The sequence below is a fragment of the Chryseobacterium sp. OSA05B genome (genome assembly GCF_019970065.1).
Taxonomy (GTDB): Bacteria; Bacteroidota; Bacteroidia; order Flavobacteriales; family Weeksellaceae; genus Chryseobacterium.
The window spans coordinates 20,590-35,473 of record NZ_JAHXYH010000007.1 but is presented as its reverse complement, the minus strand read 5'-3'; the positions used below and the strand labels follow the sequence as shown (position 1 = coordinate 35,473).

The 14,884-nt window shown below is 38.2% G+C and carries 15 protein-coding genes and 7 tRNA genes; 11 read left to right on the top strand and 11 right to left on the bottom strand.

Annotated elements, in window-relative coordinates; translation table 11 throughout:
* Positions 1-7 precede the first annotated feature (7 nt).
* The 4 genes from LC419_RS21230 to LC419_RS21215 all read left to right on the top strand — a co-directional run bounded on the left by LC419_RS21230 (position 8) and on the right by LC419_RS21215 (position 3,718).
* Positions 8-661 carry a rhomboid family intramembrane serine protease gene (locus tag LC419_RS21230; RefSeq protein WP_223609217.1) on the top strand — a complete coding sequence of 218 codons (654 nt, stop codon included), beginning with the start codon at positions 8-10 and terminating at the stop codon, positions 659-661.
* 30 nt (positions 662-691) lie between these two features.
* Complete coding sequence (locus LC419_RS21225) at positions 692-1,801, top strand: AraC family transcriptional regulator (protein ID WP_223609216.1); 1,110 nt, start codon at positions 692-694, stop codon at positions 1,799-1,801.
* Positions 1,802-1,943: 142 nt separating this feature from the next.
* Positions 1,944-2,729 carry an SDR family oxidoreductase gene (locus LC419_RS21220; RefSeq protein WP_223609215.1) on the top strand — a complete coding sequence of 262 codons (786 nt, stop codon included), beginning with the start codon at positions 1,944-1,946 and terminating at the stop codon, positions 2,727-2,729.
* A complete protein-coding gene (locus LC419_RS21215; RefSeq protein WP_223609214.1) occupies positions 2,726-3,718 on the top strand; it encodes an NAD-dependent epimerase/dehydratase family protein in 993 nt (330 codons plus the stop codon). Before LC419_RS21220 ends, LC419_RS21215 begins: the two co-directional genes overlap by 4 nt.
* A 149-nt stretch (positions 3,719-3,867) precedes the next feature.
* Here the strand turns inward: LC419_RS21215 and LC419_RS21210 are convergent, their stop codons facing one another.
* The 8 genes from LC419_RS21210 to LC419_RS21175 all read right to left on the bottom strand — a co-directional run bounded on the left by LC419_RS21210 (position 3,868) and on the right by LC419_RS21175 (position 11,119).
* On the bottom strand, positions 3,868-5,115 hold the full coding sequence (locus LC419_RS21210; protein WP_223609213.1) for a hypothetical protein: 1,248 nt from the start codon (positions 5,113-5,115) through the stop codon (positions 3,868-3,870).
* Between the two features lie 80 nt (positions 5,116-5,195).
* The gene (locus tag LC419_RS21205) at positions 5,196-5,555 is read right to left on the bottom strand and encodes a DUF4180 domain-containing protein (protein ID WP_223609212.1); all 360 of its coding nucleotides are present in this window, start codon (positions 5,553-5,555) and stop codon (positions 5,196-5,198) included.
* Positions 5,556-5,561: 6 nt separating this feature from the next.
* A complete protein-coding gene (locus tag LC419_RS21200) occupies positions 5,562-6,587 on the bottom strand; it encodes a serine hydrolase (RefSeq protein ID WP_223609211.1) in 1,026 nt (341 codons plus the stop codon).
* A gap of 71 nt (positions 6,588-6,658) precedes the next feature.
* Positions 6,659-8,125, bottom strand: a complete 1,467-nt coding sequence (locus LC419_RS21195) for a two-component regulator propeller domain-containing protein (protein WP_223609210.1) — start codon at positions 8,123-8,125, stop codon at positions 6,659-6,661.
* A 28-nt stretch (positions 8,126-8,153) separates the two neighbouring features.
* Complete coding sequence (gene prmC / locus LC419_RS21190) at positions 8,154-9,005, bottom strand: peptide chain release factor N(5)-glutamine methyltransferase (protein WP_223609209.1); 852 nt, start codon at positions 9,003-9,005, stop codon at positions 8,154-8,156.
* On the bottom strand, positions 9,006-9,764 hold the full coding sequence (gene yaaA, locus LC419_RS21185) for a peroxide stress protein YaaA (protein ID WP_223609208.1): 759 nt from the start codon (positions 9,762-9,764) through the stop codon (positions 9,006-9,008).
* 5 nt (positions 9,765-9,769) lie between these two features.
* Positions 9,770-10,471 carry a CPBP family intramembrane glutamic endopeptidase gene (locus LC419_RS21180; protein WP_223609207.1) on the bottom strand — a complete coding sequence of 234 codons (702 nt, stop codon included), beginning with the start codon at positions 10,469-10,471 and terminating at the stop codon, positions 9,770-9,772.
* 36 nt (positions 10,472-10,507) lie between these two features.
* Positions 10,508-11,119, bottom strand: coding sequence for an L-threonylcarbamoyladenylate synthase (locus tag LC419_RS21175; protein WP_223609206.1), 612 nt, complete (start codon positions 11,117-11,119; stop codon positions 10,508-10,510).
* A gap of 101 nt (positions 11,120-11,220) precedes the next feature.
* Here LC419_RS21175 and LC419_RS21170 point away from each other — a divergent pair.
* From LC419_RS21170 to LC419_RS21140, 7 genes are all read left to right on the top strand, one after another.
* Positions 11,221-11,293 (top strand) — tRNA-Met (locus LC419_RS21170).
* Between the two features lie 39 nt (positions 11,294-11,332).
* Positions 11,333-11,405, top strand: a tRNA-Met gene (locus tag LC419_RS21165).
* Between the two features lie 39 nt (positions 11,406-11,444).
* Positions 11,445-11,517, top strand: a tRNA-Met gene (locus tag LC419_RS21160).
* A 39-nt stretch (positions 11,518-11,556) separates the two neighbouring features.
* A tRNA-Met gene (locus LC419_RS21155) sits at positions 11,557-11,629 on the top strand.
* Positions 11,630-11,667: 38 nt separating this feature from the next.
* Positions 11,668-11,740: transfer RNA gene (locus LC419_RS21150), tRNA-Met, on the top strand.
* 39 nt (positions 11,741-11,779) lie between these two features.
* A tRNA-Met gene (locus LC419_RS21145) sits at positions 11,780-11,852 on the top strand.
* A 39-nt stretch (positions 11,853-11,891) separates the two neighbouring features.
* A tRNA-Met gene (locus tag LC419_RS21140) sits at positions 11,892-11,964 on the top strand.
* Between the two features lie 288 nt (positions 11,965-12,252).
* Here the strand turns inward: LC419_RS21140 and LC419_RS21135 are convergent.
* The 3 genes from LC419_RS21135 to LC419_RS21125 all read right to left on the bottom strand — a co-directional run bounded on the left by LC419_RS21135 (position 12,253) and on the right by LC419_RS21125 (position 14,861).
* Complete coding sequence (locus tag LC419_RS21135) at positions 12,253-13,017, bottom strand: GLPGLI family protein (protein WP_223609205.1); 765 nt, start codon at positions 13,015-13,017, stop codon at positions 12,253-12,255.
* Positions 13,018-13,089: 72 nt separating this feature from the next.
* Positions 13,090-13,341, bottom strand: coding sequence for an Ada metal-binding domain-containing protein (locus tag LC419_RS21130; protein WP_223609204.1), 252 nt, complete (start codon positions 13,339-13,341; stop codon positions 13,090-13,092).
* Positions 13,342-13,412: 71 nt separating this feature from the next.
* Positions 13,413-14,861 (bottom strand): PLP-dependent aminotransferase family protein, encoded by a 1,449-nt coding sequence (locus LC419_RS21125; protein WP_223609203.1) that lies wholly within the window; start codon positions 14,859-14,861, stop codon positions 13,413-13,415.
* Positions 14,862-14,884: the final 23 nt, after the last annotated feature.

Here is a 14,884-nt window from a genome sequence, read left to right as displayed (position 1 = left end):
TAAACTTATGAATATTCTAATCGTATTTATCATCATTACGGCCATTATCAGTTTTGTTGCCTTCAACAATCCGGGTATTACCGAGAAATATAAATTCAGTGTAGGACCTATTCTGCACAGGAAAGAGTACATCCGTCTTATTTCATCAGGGTTTCTGCATGCGGATATAATGCACCTGGTGTTCAATATGATGACGCTGTATTTCTTTGGACCCATTGTTATTCAGGCTTTCGGAAATGTCGGGTTCGCGATAGTCTATCTGGGCTCTATATTGCTTGGGAATTTTCTCTCGCTCTATATTTATCAGAAACAACCATGGTATTCTGCAGTAGGAGCGAGTGGAGGCGTGTCAGGGATATTATTTGCTTCCATAGCCATGATTCCAGATATCGGAATCTATATATTCTTTATTCCGATTCCGATTAAAGGATATATTTTCGGATTGCTGTATTTCGGATATTCCGTATACATGATGATGAATCCTAGACAGCACGATAATATCGGCCATGCAGCACACCTTGGAGGTGCGTTCTTCGGATTGGTGTATGCGGTGGCTGTAGCTCCGGATACGGCAATGCACAATGCTCTTTATCTGGGAATTATGTCGCTGCCATTGATCTATCTCGGCTACGAAATTTTTGTAAGGAAGAGAATAGGATAAAAGCTATCTTTACTTAAAATATCAAAACCAATGAACACATCAGAATTAAACCGTTTCATCGTTGTATTAATCTATGGTTCATTGGTTTTGCTTTCTTTACTGAAACTGTCCAATCCTTTACGGGTCAACAGGAAAGCCAATTTCTGGTTCGGCATATTTCTTTTTTTATGGTCAAGTTTCTGGCTGGATGAAGTCCTGACCCTTGTCAAAGCTTCTCAGGTAGAGGTTCATTCCATCATTTCGGTTCAGATCATCCAGTTTCTGACGCCGATCATGTTCTATTTCAGCGTGTTATTTTACACCAATCCTTCATTTAAATTTAAAATTACAGATCTTAAATATCTGATTCTGCCCGTCATCTTTTGGATCAATATTCTGTTACAGCGCTTCGGGGAATTTAAAGATAATACCGTTTTTAATGTTGCCTTTATCAGTTTAATCCTTTTCCAGGCCTTATTCTATACCGGTCTTTCCTACTTCACTATTCGGAAACATAAGAAAAGAATCCAGCAGTTTTCTGCCAATACGGAAGGGATCAATCTGAACTGGCTGGAATATATCACGATTATTATTTTCATTATCAATATTGCCTACGTAGTTTATAATTTATCTTATGACTCCACGGCCCTGAATTTCTTCATTAACGGAGCTTTCCTGCTGGTAATTTATTTTGTGGGCTATTATTCTTTAAAACAGAAAGAAATTTATCCTTTGGAAGAAAAACAGCGTGAGGAACTGATATCAATCGATGAAGATCCGGAAATGGAAGAGGTGAAAAAGAAACTGATTTCTGATGAAGAACTCCTAAAGATCAAAATCCAGCTTGAAGAAATCATGAATAAGCAAAAGCCTTATCTTGACAGTGAACTCAATTTGATCCGTCTTTCGGAACTTCTGTCTATTTCCACACACCATCTGTCGTATGTGATCAATACCGGATTTAAAAAGAATTTTTTTCAGTATGTGAATGAATACAGGATCGCGTACGCCAAAAACCTACTTAAAGATACTCAGAGCAAACTTTCGATTTTGGGCATTGCTTACGAATCCGGATTCAATTCCAAAACTTCTTTCAACACCACCTTTAAAAAACTGACCGATCAGACTCCTTCAGAGTATAAAAATGGTTCGGGTTTATAAATTTTAACGTTCTAATTTGAATAACTGACTGTATTTCAATTTTTTATGTGGTTTTATTTTTGGTTTGAAAATAGGTTCACTCAGATAATCCTGAACATAGAGAGGTTCATTTCAGGATAGCTTTGTACCATAAAATTGTTTTATGAAAACCAAAGAATCATATGCTGTAGTGACGGGAGCAAGTCAGGGACTGGGAAAAGCATTTGCAGAAAACCTTGCCGGTAAAAATATCAATGTGGTTCTGGTAAGTCTTCCGGGGCAGCATTTAAAAGAACTGGCTCACCGGCTTGAAGAGACCTATCAGATCAAAGCCCATTACTATGAAGTAGACCTTTCCGTGAATGAAAATGTCATGAAACTTACAGAATGGCTGAACCAGTCTTTTGAGATTCATATCCTGATCAATAATGCCGGGCTTGGCGGGACCAAAAAGTTTGTAGAGGCATCACCATCTTATATCAATACCATTTTACAGGTTAATGTAGCTGCCACTTCCTTGATCACTCATCAGCTGTTGCCCAATTTATTGAGACAGCCGAAAGCCTATATTTTAAATGTATCCAGCATGGCTGCGTTTTCTCCGATAGGCTTCAAAACAGTGTATCCGGCTTCCAAAACCTTTATCCATTCATTCTCAAGAGGGCTGCATGAAGAGCTGAAGGACACCAATGTTTTTGTTAGCGTTGTGAATCCCGGTGCCATGAAAACCAACATCGACGTTTGCAAAAGAATAGAAAAGCAGGGAATTTTAGGAAAACTTACCCTCTTAGATCCGAATAAAGTGGCCGCTTACTGCATCAGGCAACTTTTCAAAAAAGATTCCGTTATTATGGTGAATCCCATCAGCTGGCTGGTCATGAAAATCCTTCCCATATGGATCAAGTTGCCTCTGATGACCAGTGCCATAAAAAAAGAAATTGAAGCATGAAAAAAGTTTTCGTGACCGGAGCCACAGGGCTTCTGGGTACCAATACCATTATTAAATTACTACAATATGATTATACTGTTATTGCTCTGGTGCGCAAAAAAAGCAGCTGGATGGGCGAAGAAAATGAAAATCTCAGACTCGTAGAAGGAGATCTGTTCTCTGATATTTCAGACGACCTGCAGGATGTGGATGCTGTGATTCATATAGCTGCAGAAACCAGTCAGGATCTGCTGCATTATGAGGATTATAAAAAGACTAATTACGATGCTGCCGTTCATCTGTTTACTCAGGCTGCGGCGGCCGGAGTAGAGAAATTTTTGTTTGTAAGCACAGCCAATACTTTGGGATATGGAAGTTCTGCGGTTTGGGGAAGTGAAAAAGCGCCTCAGATTTATCCATTTACCCATTCGTATTATGCTCAAAGCAAACTGGAAACCGAGAATTACCTTCTTCAGCAGAACAGAGGAACAAAGGTGGTTATTGTAAATCCGACTTTTATGATTGGGGCCTACGACCGCAAGCCAAGTTCGGGGAAAATCATTTTTTGGACCTGGAGAAAGAGATTGGTTTTCTATCCTAAAGGAGGGAAAAACTTTGTTCATGCCGAAGATGCAGCAGAAGGAATTATCAAAGCTGTTGAAAAGGGAAAAAATGGTGAGAAATACCTGCTGGCCAATGAAAACCTGACCTACAAAGAGTTTTTTGGAAAAGTAAATACCATCACGGGACAGACTCCCCTCATGATTCCAATTCCTGATGCCGGTCTGGCGATGCTGGGGATGATCGGAGACTTCCTGAGAAAACTGAAGATAAAAACCAGTCTGAGTTCTCCCAATATGAAAGCGCTGCGAATCAATAATTTTTATTCAAACCGGAAATCTTCCGAAGAGTTGGGAGTTAGGTATCAGCCGGTTGATAAAGCCGTTGAAGATGCAATCCGTTTTTTTGAAAGGAAGAATAGCGAAATTAAGGTAGGGCGGCAGATCTAAAATGGCCTGCCTATCACTGTTTCTCTTAGCAAAAAAAAGAAAGTTTATACATCAAAATTTCACAGGTTTAATTTGTGAAAACATCTGTGAAAATTTGTGGCATCTGTGGTTAGCTTTTCTTCACAGAAACACAAATTAGAAAATACTTCCTAGATTTTTTCCGGTTTAATTTGATCTGCAAGATATTTGGGAAGCTTTTGTACAGCCCTCATCAGCTTTATATTGTTGATCTTTTTCTCTCTTTCATTTTTAATATAATGATTGCAGTTCACATAGAAAAAATAGGATATGATCCTGTTATAATCATCCAGCGTTTCATCCCCCATCATAGAAAGAAGCTGAGAGAGAAAGAGTTCCCGGTCTTTAGATTCTGCAACCGCTCTTCCAGATCTTGAAATACTGGCATAATAATGATTGTTGGCAGGATTTTCCATTCTGAAGGAAGTCCCTAAAATAAGATCGGGAACATTGATGTTAAGTGTTTCAAGTTCTTTGATGTAAGTCTGCCGTCTTTCTCTGGCGTAGCTGGCATCTGATGCTCTTTCAAACCTGTCGTTCATAATGTCCAGATGAGATTTCAGGAAAACCGGCCAGTTCGCAGTTTCTGCTGATAGCAAAGCCAGATATACGCCCTGTACTCTTGGAGATTCATCTTGACTGCATGATCCTACAACCTGCACAGACCTAAGCTCATCAAGCAGTTTTTCTTTCTCAGTTTTAGACAGCTTTCTCCAGTTTTTGGGAATCTCATTGGGAAATCCTCCTCGTTTGGCATCTTTTTTTAACTTGGAAGAAGAAGTATCGATAAGACAGTCGGAATAGATGATCTGTCTTGAATATTTGGGAGCCAGGGGAATACTTTTAAAATTATCCAAAAGATAAAAGGCTTCAATATATTCTTCGGAATATGAAGTTTTTTTGTTGTAGGAATACACCCATTTATTTTTTGCAGGCTTGGTGTGAAGTTCTTTTTTATATGGAATCTCTATTTCCATCTCGTCATAATCATTAATAGACACTTCTCTTATTTCTGTTACCTCCTTATCTCTGTAGTTTATTGTTTTGGACTTGATCAGTAAAAGATCCTTTTTAACCACTGTTTCCGGATATTTCTTAATAAAATCATCAAATGAAATATTCAGATCCATATCTTTTTTAGCCTGGGTAATCGGGCCAGACTTTAGCTTGACAGAATAACCTTTGGTTTGTAATTTGGAATAAAAAACCTGGTTCAGATCACAGGTTTTGTATTTTAGATTGAGTGAATCAACAATTTTCCCAAGCTTATTCATCGTCTCTTCACCATAAATGAAACCATTTTTATAAGTGGCAAATTCCTGAGCGGTAAGAGAACAGCTTAATACAGTGGCAGCGGCGAGAACTATTTTTCTGATCATTGTGTTAATAAAATCTTAAATTGAATGTATAACGCAAATGATCCTATAATTATTTCAAGGATAAAAATTTAATTTTTTATTCACCTTCCCAGCCTTTCCAAAGCCTCTTCCAGTGTTTCCTTAAAGTTGATATGTTTCGTTTTATTGCTTTCAAAAATAAAATCCCTGATGCTTTTACCCGGATACTTTTCAAAATCTCCTACGATGGCAAGGCTTATACGGTAATTGGAGAATTTTTGCAGGATATCTCCGGCTATTTTCGTTTTCAGGTCAAAGAATTCAGGTGTGATGTTTTCCTCGTAAATTACCACCTTATCAAAGCCCTGATAATAAATGTCTCCGAGAAGATCCAATCCATCCTGAGCTGATTTGATGAAGATTTCGTCAGAAACAACTTCTGCAATTTTGATGGTATTAATGTCGTGAGATTTGATCTGCATACGGTTTTATTGTAAGGTTCTTTTCATATCTTTTAAAAAATCATCCAGTGGAAATGCATCCCCCTGATTGGTCAGCGCTATGATGCAACTATTACGTTTCAAATCTCTCCAGAATATCGCTCGGAAACCACTCAATCCGCCAGTGTGGCTAACGGTTTTTCTACCATCAGATTCTTCAATAAACCATCCGAAACCGTAATATGATAGTTTCCCGTCCGTCAGTTTAGCAGGTGTATACATGAGATCCGTATTGCTTTTATTGATTAGTTTGAAATTCCTTAATCCCTGATCAAAGCGGTGCAGATCTTCGGGAGTAGAGTAGATGCCGCCATCTCCGGTCGTTAGAATCGAATAATCATCCAACTGTTTATTTTTATTGTATCCCGTAGCTCTGTTTTTACTTGCAGTTGAGGAATCATATACCCAGGTATTCTTCATTCCCAGCGGAACAAAAATATGTTCACTGAGAAAGGTTCCATAAGATTGTTTTGAAACTTTTTCAATGATCAAAGACAGGATAATGAAACCGCTGTTGCTGTATTCAAACTTGCTTCCTGAGGGGAATTGAAGTTGAGTTAAACCATTCAGCCAGCCCAGCACATCCTGATTGGTCAGTCCTTTTTTGCTGAAAATAATAGATTCGTAATCTTTTATTCCTGAAGTATGGTTTAAAAGCTGCCTGATGCTTACATTTTGGGCATATGCAGGCAGCTCAATATATTTTGATGCTTTATCGTCATAATTCAGTAACCCCTTTTGTTGCAGCAACATAATGGAAGCAGCGGTAAAAGGCTTGCTTAAAGAAGCAATATAGACCGGAGTGGTTTTCTCCAGCTTTATATTTTTCTCCATATTGCTAAGCCCTAATGCCGTATCACAAACTGTTTTTCCATTGTTTACAGCTAAAACAGAACCGTTGAATTCTCCTTTGTCATAATAACTTTTGACCGTATTATTTGGGGTTTTCTCACACGATGAAAGCTGTACAATAGAGATAATGCCGAGCATTACACTGAATAAGGATTTCCGCATAGAGTTGTGTATGGATTAAGAAGATAAAAGTACTTATTTCTTTCCAACAATAAAGCGGTCGTTTTCAGTTTTTATTTTCTTTCTATTTTTACAAGTCCCTGTCGTGTTGCGAGATATAGATTTCCATTTTTATCGAATTTCATGGTAGAAATGTAGGATGTGGGAATTTGTGAATTTTCATTATGATAGTTTTCCCAGTTTTCTTTCAGGTCAAAACGTACCAAGCCTGCTCTGTCAGTAGAAATCCAAACTATTTTTTCTTTTTTATCATACAAAATACAATTAGCATGATTAAAAGGCATTCCTGAATTTTCAGTTGTAAATTGCTTAATAGTTCCATCATTATACCTGATGGCAATTCCCTCGTTATTATTTACTTTCTGTTTATCGGCTCGGTTAATTTCATATAAAGTGAAATATAAATTACCTTCTTCATCTTCATCCATCGAGGTGATGGATTTGCCTTTTAATACTGTATCTGAGCTTTCGAAGCTGCTGGCTTTACCATTTTCATCAATCATAATTGAGCCGCTAAAAGTGCCAATCCATAGCCTGTTTTTAGAATCTCTTTTCGCATATGAAACTCTGTTTGATGGCAATGCATCTACCTTGTCTTTGTTGATATTTGACCATTTGCCATCCTTAAAAATCGTTAATCCTTCATCTGAACAAAAAAAGACTTCACCGGTTTTTGCATTATTGATGATTTCATAAGCACCATCAATACCAATAACTTTAGGATCATATATTGTCCACTCTTTATCATTAAAACTATAGATATTGCTTTTTCCATAAACCCATTTCAAATTATTATTGTCAGATTCCAGTTCATAATAAGCAAAGAATTTTCCTTTATCCGTAATATTTTGCTCAGAATTAATAAAAGTATTTCCGTCAAATTTTACCAGTCCCTCATCTACCGTCAGCCAGATTAATCCATTTCCGTCTATAGCAATATGATCAGTCATATTGTTGGGTAAATTAGAATTCTTAGAATTCCAGACTGTTATTTTATAGTGATTTAAATTTTCGTTTTTATACTTGTAGCTTTTATTAAATATTTCTGGTTTTTTAGGCGTATCAAAAGACTTTTTAAAAACGTTCATGTCTACACGCTCCACCTGACCCCTGATCGTATTGTCTTTGATTAAGAAGGCAAGCGTAATAGATGATTTTTCTTCCGTTTTATTGCTGGTAGCAGCAGGTTTCCAGCCCTTAAAACTGTTTAATTCATCAATGATTTTTTGAGTAATTATATTATTTGACTGATCTGTATGGCTTAATACACATGCTTTTCCTGTTGAATCTATTAAAACCTGAAACTTTATTCCCCCTGAAATTCCTTTCAGATTAAGAGATGAGTTTAGTCTGTCAGTTACGTTCTGAAAATCTTTTTTATCATAACCGGCTTTGATATCCCCACAGTCGAGACAAAATTTTTCAACTTTACAACTGTTTAATTTGACAGGGAAAATATTTTGAGAATAGGCATTGCCTGATAATAAAGCAAAAGATAACAGTATAAGAGATCTTTTCATTGAATTTGAGTTTATAGTTTTTATTAAATTATTTCTTTCCAACAATAAAGCGGTCGTTTTCAGATAAATCTTTGATGAGTTCGGCTTTAGAAAAATGTCCGGTATATAATTCAAGGGTTTCTGGTCCGAGTTTCTGATTGATTTCCAAAAATAAAAGGCCGTTGTCTTTCAGATGTTGCTGAGCATCGTCTGCGATTTTCCGATAAAAGATCAAAGCATCCTGAACTGGTGAGAAAAGTGCCATTTTGGGCTCGAACTCCTTGACAGAATCAGCGATCTGTGTTTCCTCTTCAATTCCTATGTAGGGAGGATTGGAAATAATAATATCATAACTTTCAGCTAATTCGAAGTTGAGATAATCACCATGAATGAAATTGATTTCCAGCTGATGATGTTCCGCATTTCGCTTAGCCGTTTCCAAAGCTTTTTCAGAAAAATCAATAGATGAGACTTCCGCTTCAGGGAAATGCTTTTTTAAAACCAACGGAATCACCCCGCTTCCGGTTCCGATATCCAAAATTCTTAAGCCCTGAACAAGAAGTTCTGAATCATGAATCTTTTGAATCGCTATTTCAAGCAGTTCCTCCGTTTCAGGACGAGGAATCAGGACATGTTCGTCAACGAAGAATACCATTCCGTAAAACTCAGTTTCTCCCAGAATCTGCTGATAGGGTCTGCCTGTTTTTAAATCGGAAACAATTTGAATAAGCTGTTTTTCATCATCCATGAGGAGTTCCTGATCCGAAAGCCTTCTCTGGTGAAATGAATCGAAACCTACTGTTTTCTGTATAAAAATGGCAGATAAAAAAGCACTTTCCGAATCAGTATACAGTTCGGAAAGTTCAGTTTTAAAATATTTTTTGAATGCTGATATTGTCATTTATCTTGTGAAAACCAGTTTTGTGTCCGTAGATTTTTCCTCATCGATCAGGTAGCCTTCGTAGTTGAATGCTTTTACATCATTCAGCGTCTTCGCATTGGTTTCCGCACAGAATCTTACCACAAGACCTCTTGCGTGTTTGGTGTATACGACGATGGTTTTCAGCTTTCCTTCTTTCAGTTCGTAAAATTCAAAATCAATCACCTGATGATTTAATTTTTTCCTATCGATCACTTTTCCGTATTCATTACTGGCCAGGTGAAGAAGGAATTCGCCTTTTTTCATTTCAGAATTCAACTGTTCCGTGATCTTTTCTCGCCAGAATTCATAAAGGTTTTTATACTGATCGAACTCGAAATGACGTCCCATTTCCAACCGGTAAAGCATCACTTTATCAGAAGGCTTAAGTAAACCATACAGTCCGGAAAGCATTCTGTAGTTTTTCTGTAAGTAGTCTACCGCATTTTTGTCCAGGGTCTTGGCATCCAGCCCTCTGTAGACTTCACCGGTAAAGGCGAACATCGCAGGAGCGGATTCTTTTGCCGTCGGTTTATCTTTCCATCTTTGGTTTCGTTCCCAGTTTTCATCAGCCAGCTTAGGCGATATTTCCATGAGCTCGGAAAGATATTTTGGTGATTTATGTTTTAAATAGGATTGTATAAATGCAGCTTCTTCGATGAATTTCGGAGTTGTAGATCTCAGTAAGTCGGTTGAATTCTCAACGTTCATCAGTTTCGCTGGAGAAGTTATAATTTTCATAATGTTTAGAATGCAGATAAATGTTTAATGTCAATAAAATTCATAATCATCATAGACACAAAGTCGTACATAGAATGGCAGATGATCAGAATCTTAATATTTGAATATTTTTTATAAAACAAAGCAAAAACGGTTCCGATAAAGAAAGGAATTACCACCTGTCCAATCGTTCCGTAGGTACTGTGAAGAATCCCAAATAACGCAGCAGAACCTATAATGCCAACGTACGGGCTACGGTATATTTTTTCAAGTCTCGGCTGAATATATCCCCGCATCAGAAATTCTTCCACGGCACCCGCAGTAAAGCAGATAAAGATAATCAACGGATAGTTATTTTTAAAAACAGAAGAGAACTGAACCAGTTTGTCGCTCATCCCTTCCCGGGTCAAAAGCTGAATGACAAGATTCAGAAAAGAACCTCCGAAAGCACAGATCAGATATAATGCAATGACTGCCCTGACGTAAAACAGAGTGGAGTATTTCTTATCCTTCCATAGCAGAAAAGTATTTTTTTCGATGAAAAGGCTATAAAGAAAGATTAATCCCAGCACTACCCAGAGCGCGAATCTTGTATAGAAAAAATTAGTTGCGTTAAATTCCCTTACTTCAGTGATGAAATAAATGAGCGGAAAAACATACAGCATTACCGCGGCAAGAAGCACAAAGGTCAAAAGAATTCCCAGTGCATATTTTCCGTTTAAACTCATATTCCAAATGATCAGCCCTCTACAATTAATATTTTATTAAATAGTTCCTTTTCCCTGACGGATGATTTCCGGTTCTCCGGAAGTAAGATCCACAATGGTTGAAGCTATATTATCCCCGTAACCAGAATCGATGACGATGTCTACCAGATGATCGTATTTTTCTGCGATCAGTTCCGGATCTGTAGAGTATTCAATGATTTCGTCATCATCCTTTATAGAGGTTGAAGCGATGGGATGTCCCAGTTTTTCCACGATAAGCTGTGGAATCGGGTGGTCTGGAACACGAATACCGATTGTTTTATGATTCTTATAGGCTAAAGGAAGACTCTTATTGGCATCAAGAATAAACGTAAACGGCCCCGGAAGATGGCTTTTCAAAAACCTGAACACAGAAGTGTCGATAGGTCTTGTAAAATCTGAAAGATGGCTTAAATCATTACAGATAATCGAGAATTTAGACTTTTCCAGCTTGACTTTCTTGATCTGGGCCAGCTTTTCCATGGCTTTTATGTCAAAAATATTACATCCTAAGGCATAGATTGTGTCAGAAGGATAGATAATCAGTCCGCCATTTTTTAAGGTTTTAATCACCTCATTCACAAGATTTTCCTGAGGGTTATCAGGGTAAATTTTAAGTATTTTTGCCATAAAACAAAGATACAAATAATAAAATAGTTTTCATAAAAGTCCTTTATTTAAAAGAAAAATTAGGGTTTTTAAAAAATAGTCGTATATTTGCAATCCAATATCGCGGGATGGAGCAGTAGGTAGCTCGTCGGGCTCATAACCCGAAGGTCATCGGTTCGAGTCCGGTTCCCGCTACTAAGTTAAGTACTTTCGGTAAGTACTCTAAAAATATACCGCGGGATGGAGCAGTAGGTAGCTCGTCGGGCTCATAACCCGAAGGTCATCGGTTCGAGTCCGGTTCCCGCTACTAAGTTAAGTACTTTCGGTAAGTACTATAAAAATATACCGCGGGATGGAGCAGTAGGTAGCTCGTCGGGCTCATAACCCGAAGGTCATCGGTTCGAGTCCGGTTCCCGCTACTAAGCTAAGTGTTTTCGGTAAGCACTCTAAAAATACACCGTGGGATGGAGCAGTAGGTAGCTCGTCGGGCTCATAACCCGAAGGTCATCGGTTCGAGTCCGGTTCCCGCTACTAAGAAAGTACTTTCGGTAAGTACTCTAAAAATATACCGCGGGATGGAGCAGTAGGTAGCTCGTCGGGCTCATAACCCGAAGGTCATCGGTTCGAGTCCGGTTCCCGCTACTAAGCTAAGTACTTTCGGTAAGTACTCTAAAAATATACCGCGGGATGGAGCAGTAGGTAGCTCGTCGGGCTCATAACCCGAAGGTCATCGGTTCGAGTCCGGTTCCCGCTACTAAGCTAAGTGTTTTCGGTAAACACTCTAAAAATACACCGTGGGATGGAGCAGTAGGTAGCTCGTCGGGCTCATAACCCGAAGGTCATCGGTTCGAGTCCGGTTCCCGCTACTAGAACGAAAGAAGCAATAATTTTATTGCTTCTTTTTTTTGTTGTGTATATTTAGGTAAAATATTCTTTAACTATGACTTTTTTTAATGCAAGGTTCATCCTGGTAACGTATAGTTTTGAGGAATGCAAAGAGTTCGACTAAGTCGTTGATTAAGCTGATGGATAAAACGCTCGCTTCATCAAATCAATCTCTGATTGATTCTATCTTTTTAACACTCAAAGCAATACATTATTAAGATGAAACTTTGTGTTTTAAAATAAATAAGAAGAAAGCAATCATTCCGAATTTAATCCAGAAAAGTAGTATGGCTCCTGATTCTATCGGTCATTTTTTTAGTCTTTTCATTTCCGTATTCATCAAATATCTTCATATTGCCATTGTATATCGACGGGTTTTCCTGATAATTCTTCCTAGCTTCCAGAAACTGTTCTTTGGATTTGGTCTTTACATTGCTTCCGTAATTCAACGGTTCTATGAGTTCTTCCGATTTTTTAATATCGGTGGCATAGATTTCAATCGTTCTGTTTTTGTTGTACACTTCTAACACCAGACCGGATAAGCCTTTAAATCTGAAAGGGCCGTCAGGAATCGCTATCTCATCAGTAAACCATGCATAAAAAGTCTCCCCGGTGTCCGTTGTGGTTTTGGCCAGCTGGCTGCTAAAGCCCTGTATTTCTTTTCTGTCATTCAGAATGTCCCACTTCAGTTTAGGCTCCTCGTAAGTAAAAAAGTACCTGCCCACAGGCATGGAGACCATTAAAATATCTTTGGTTTTATAAACACTGCTTACCGATTTGGGATATTTTGGAATTCCTCCATAACTCGTTTGAATAATTTCTTTAGAATTTCTGTTGTAAAAAACCTTCGCCTCCTTGCTGGAATAAGATGATTCCAGGGTATTGGACAATAAATTAGAGGAGTAGATATTAATCTGACTTTTATGGATGCTGTCCTGAGTGATTTTAGTTTCATAATTGATCTCCATCACCGCCTTTTGAGCACTGACAGATAGGAAACCGAGGATAAAAAATACAGAAGCTCTGATTCTCATACAAGATCAATTCTATTCATTTTACAATGGTATTAAAAAAATGATATTTTCAAGTAGGGGATTAGGATTATCTTATTTTTTACACGACTTATTCTTCCAAAGTTGATATTCTTCTTTCATGCAATGCCCGCAGGGACGGTATTTATTTTCCAATGCATCCTTTTCTGATCTAAAAAAGATTCTGTTTTCCCTTTTCATTTTTTTACCGGAAGAACAGGTGAGTAATCCGTAAATTTTCAGGTTTCGGTTCCCTGCAAAATGAATTTCTCCGCGTCTGATTTTGCGTCTTAAATCAATACCCGATATTTCAGTATGTTTTTCCATCAGATAAAGATCTAAAGTTATCTGTGTGTTTACAATCCGAAATCTGTGGTATTTCTGAAATGACTTAATATTCAGAAACCATCCAATGCAGTTTGTAAGAAATCTACCGTTTTTTTCAGTTCTTTCTCGTCCATTGAAGCAAAACCAAACCGGAAAGCATTGAGTTTTTCATCAGCACGTAAAATCTTCAATTGAGGGATTTCCAATAAACGACGGACAGGATATTCAGCCGAAAGTTGAATCCAGAAAGCCATTCCGCCGGATGGACGTACGTATGAAATATACCGACTCAATTTCTCTTTTAACAGAGTATCGAGAAAGTCTCTTCGCAGATGATAGATCTTTTTTGCCTTTTTAAGATGCCGCTTAAGTTCTCCTTCCCTGATCAGAAGAGCCAAAGCATTTTGCATATATCCGTCACCTCCGACATCAATGATTTTTCGTAAAGCTGTACATTGGCTGATGAAATTTTCCGGGGCAACCATAAAACCTATTCTGAGTGAAGGATCTAATATTTTGGAGAACGATCCTATATAAATGATATTTCCCTGATGACTGCTTCCCGCCAAAGGAAGGTAGGGTGAAGAAGTATAATGATAATCATAGTCGTAATCATCTTCAATGATCGCGAAAGAGTAAACGGTTGAAAGTTCCTGCAGCTTCATTCTCCTGGCTGCACTGAGTGTGACGGTAGTTGGATAATGATGATGGGGAATGACGTACACCGCATTGATTTTTGTCTTCCTGCAAATGATTTCGATTGCTTCGGTATCAATGCCATTTTCGTCTACAGGTACTTCTGTAAGTGTTGCTCCGGTCTGTTCAAATGCTGCATTGGCTGCAGGATAATTGGGAGATCCTACAATGATATTCGAGCCGGGTCCTAGAATAAGCTGTGCAGCGAGATAGATGCTCATTTGTGCACCGTGAGTAATCAGAAGATTTTCTGCACGGATATTAAGACCTCGTGTTTCAGAAAGGTAGTTGGCAAGTTCTTCCCGAAGTCTTACCTTGCCCTGTTCGGTCCCGATATTGGCATTTTTGATGGTGTGTCTTCTGGACGTGTAGGACCGATAGGTTTTCAGAAGGTCATCAATGGGAGAAAGCCTTACATCCGGATGTCCGTCATCAATGATGATTTCAGGAAGAGGTTCAGTATGAGTTTTTTCTATTTTCTGATCAATAATTTTAAAAGGAAGGTTGAAATGATGTTCATAAGAGGGAAGAACATCTGCTGCATTCCACTGTTGGGGCCTTAATATCGGAATACGGTCTGCTACTGCAGTATATTTTCTTGGAATGATAATGATCCAGTCTTGTGCATGGAGCTCTTCGTAGGCTGCTATTACAGTTTTCCGGTGTACTCCCAATGTTTTTGAAAGTTCACGGGTTCCGGGAAGGTGATAACCGGATTTTAATACACCATTTCTTATCGCAGTGATAACAGAGATCGCGATCTGTCTGTAAACTGCAGTTTTACTTTCTTTATTAATATGGATGATGTGTTCGAATGGAAGCATACTGGACTACCTGTAGTTTAAAA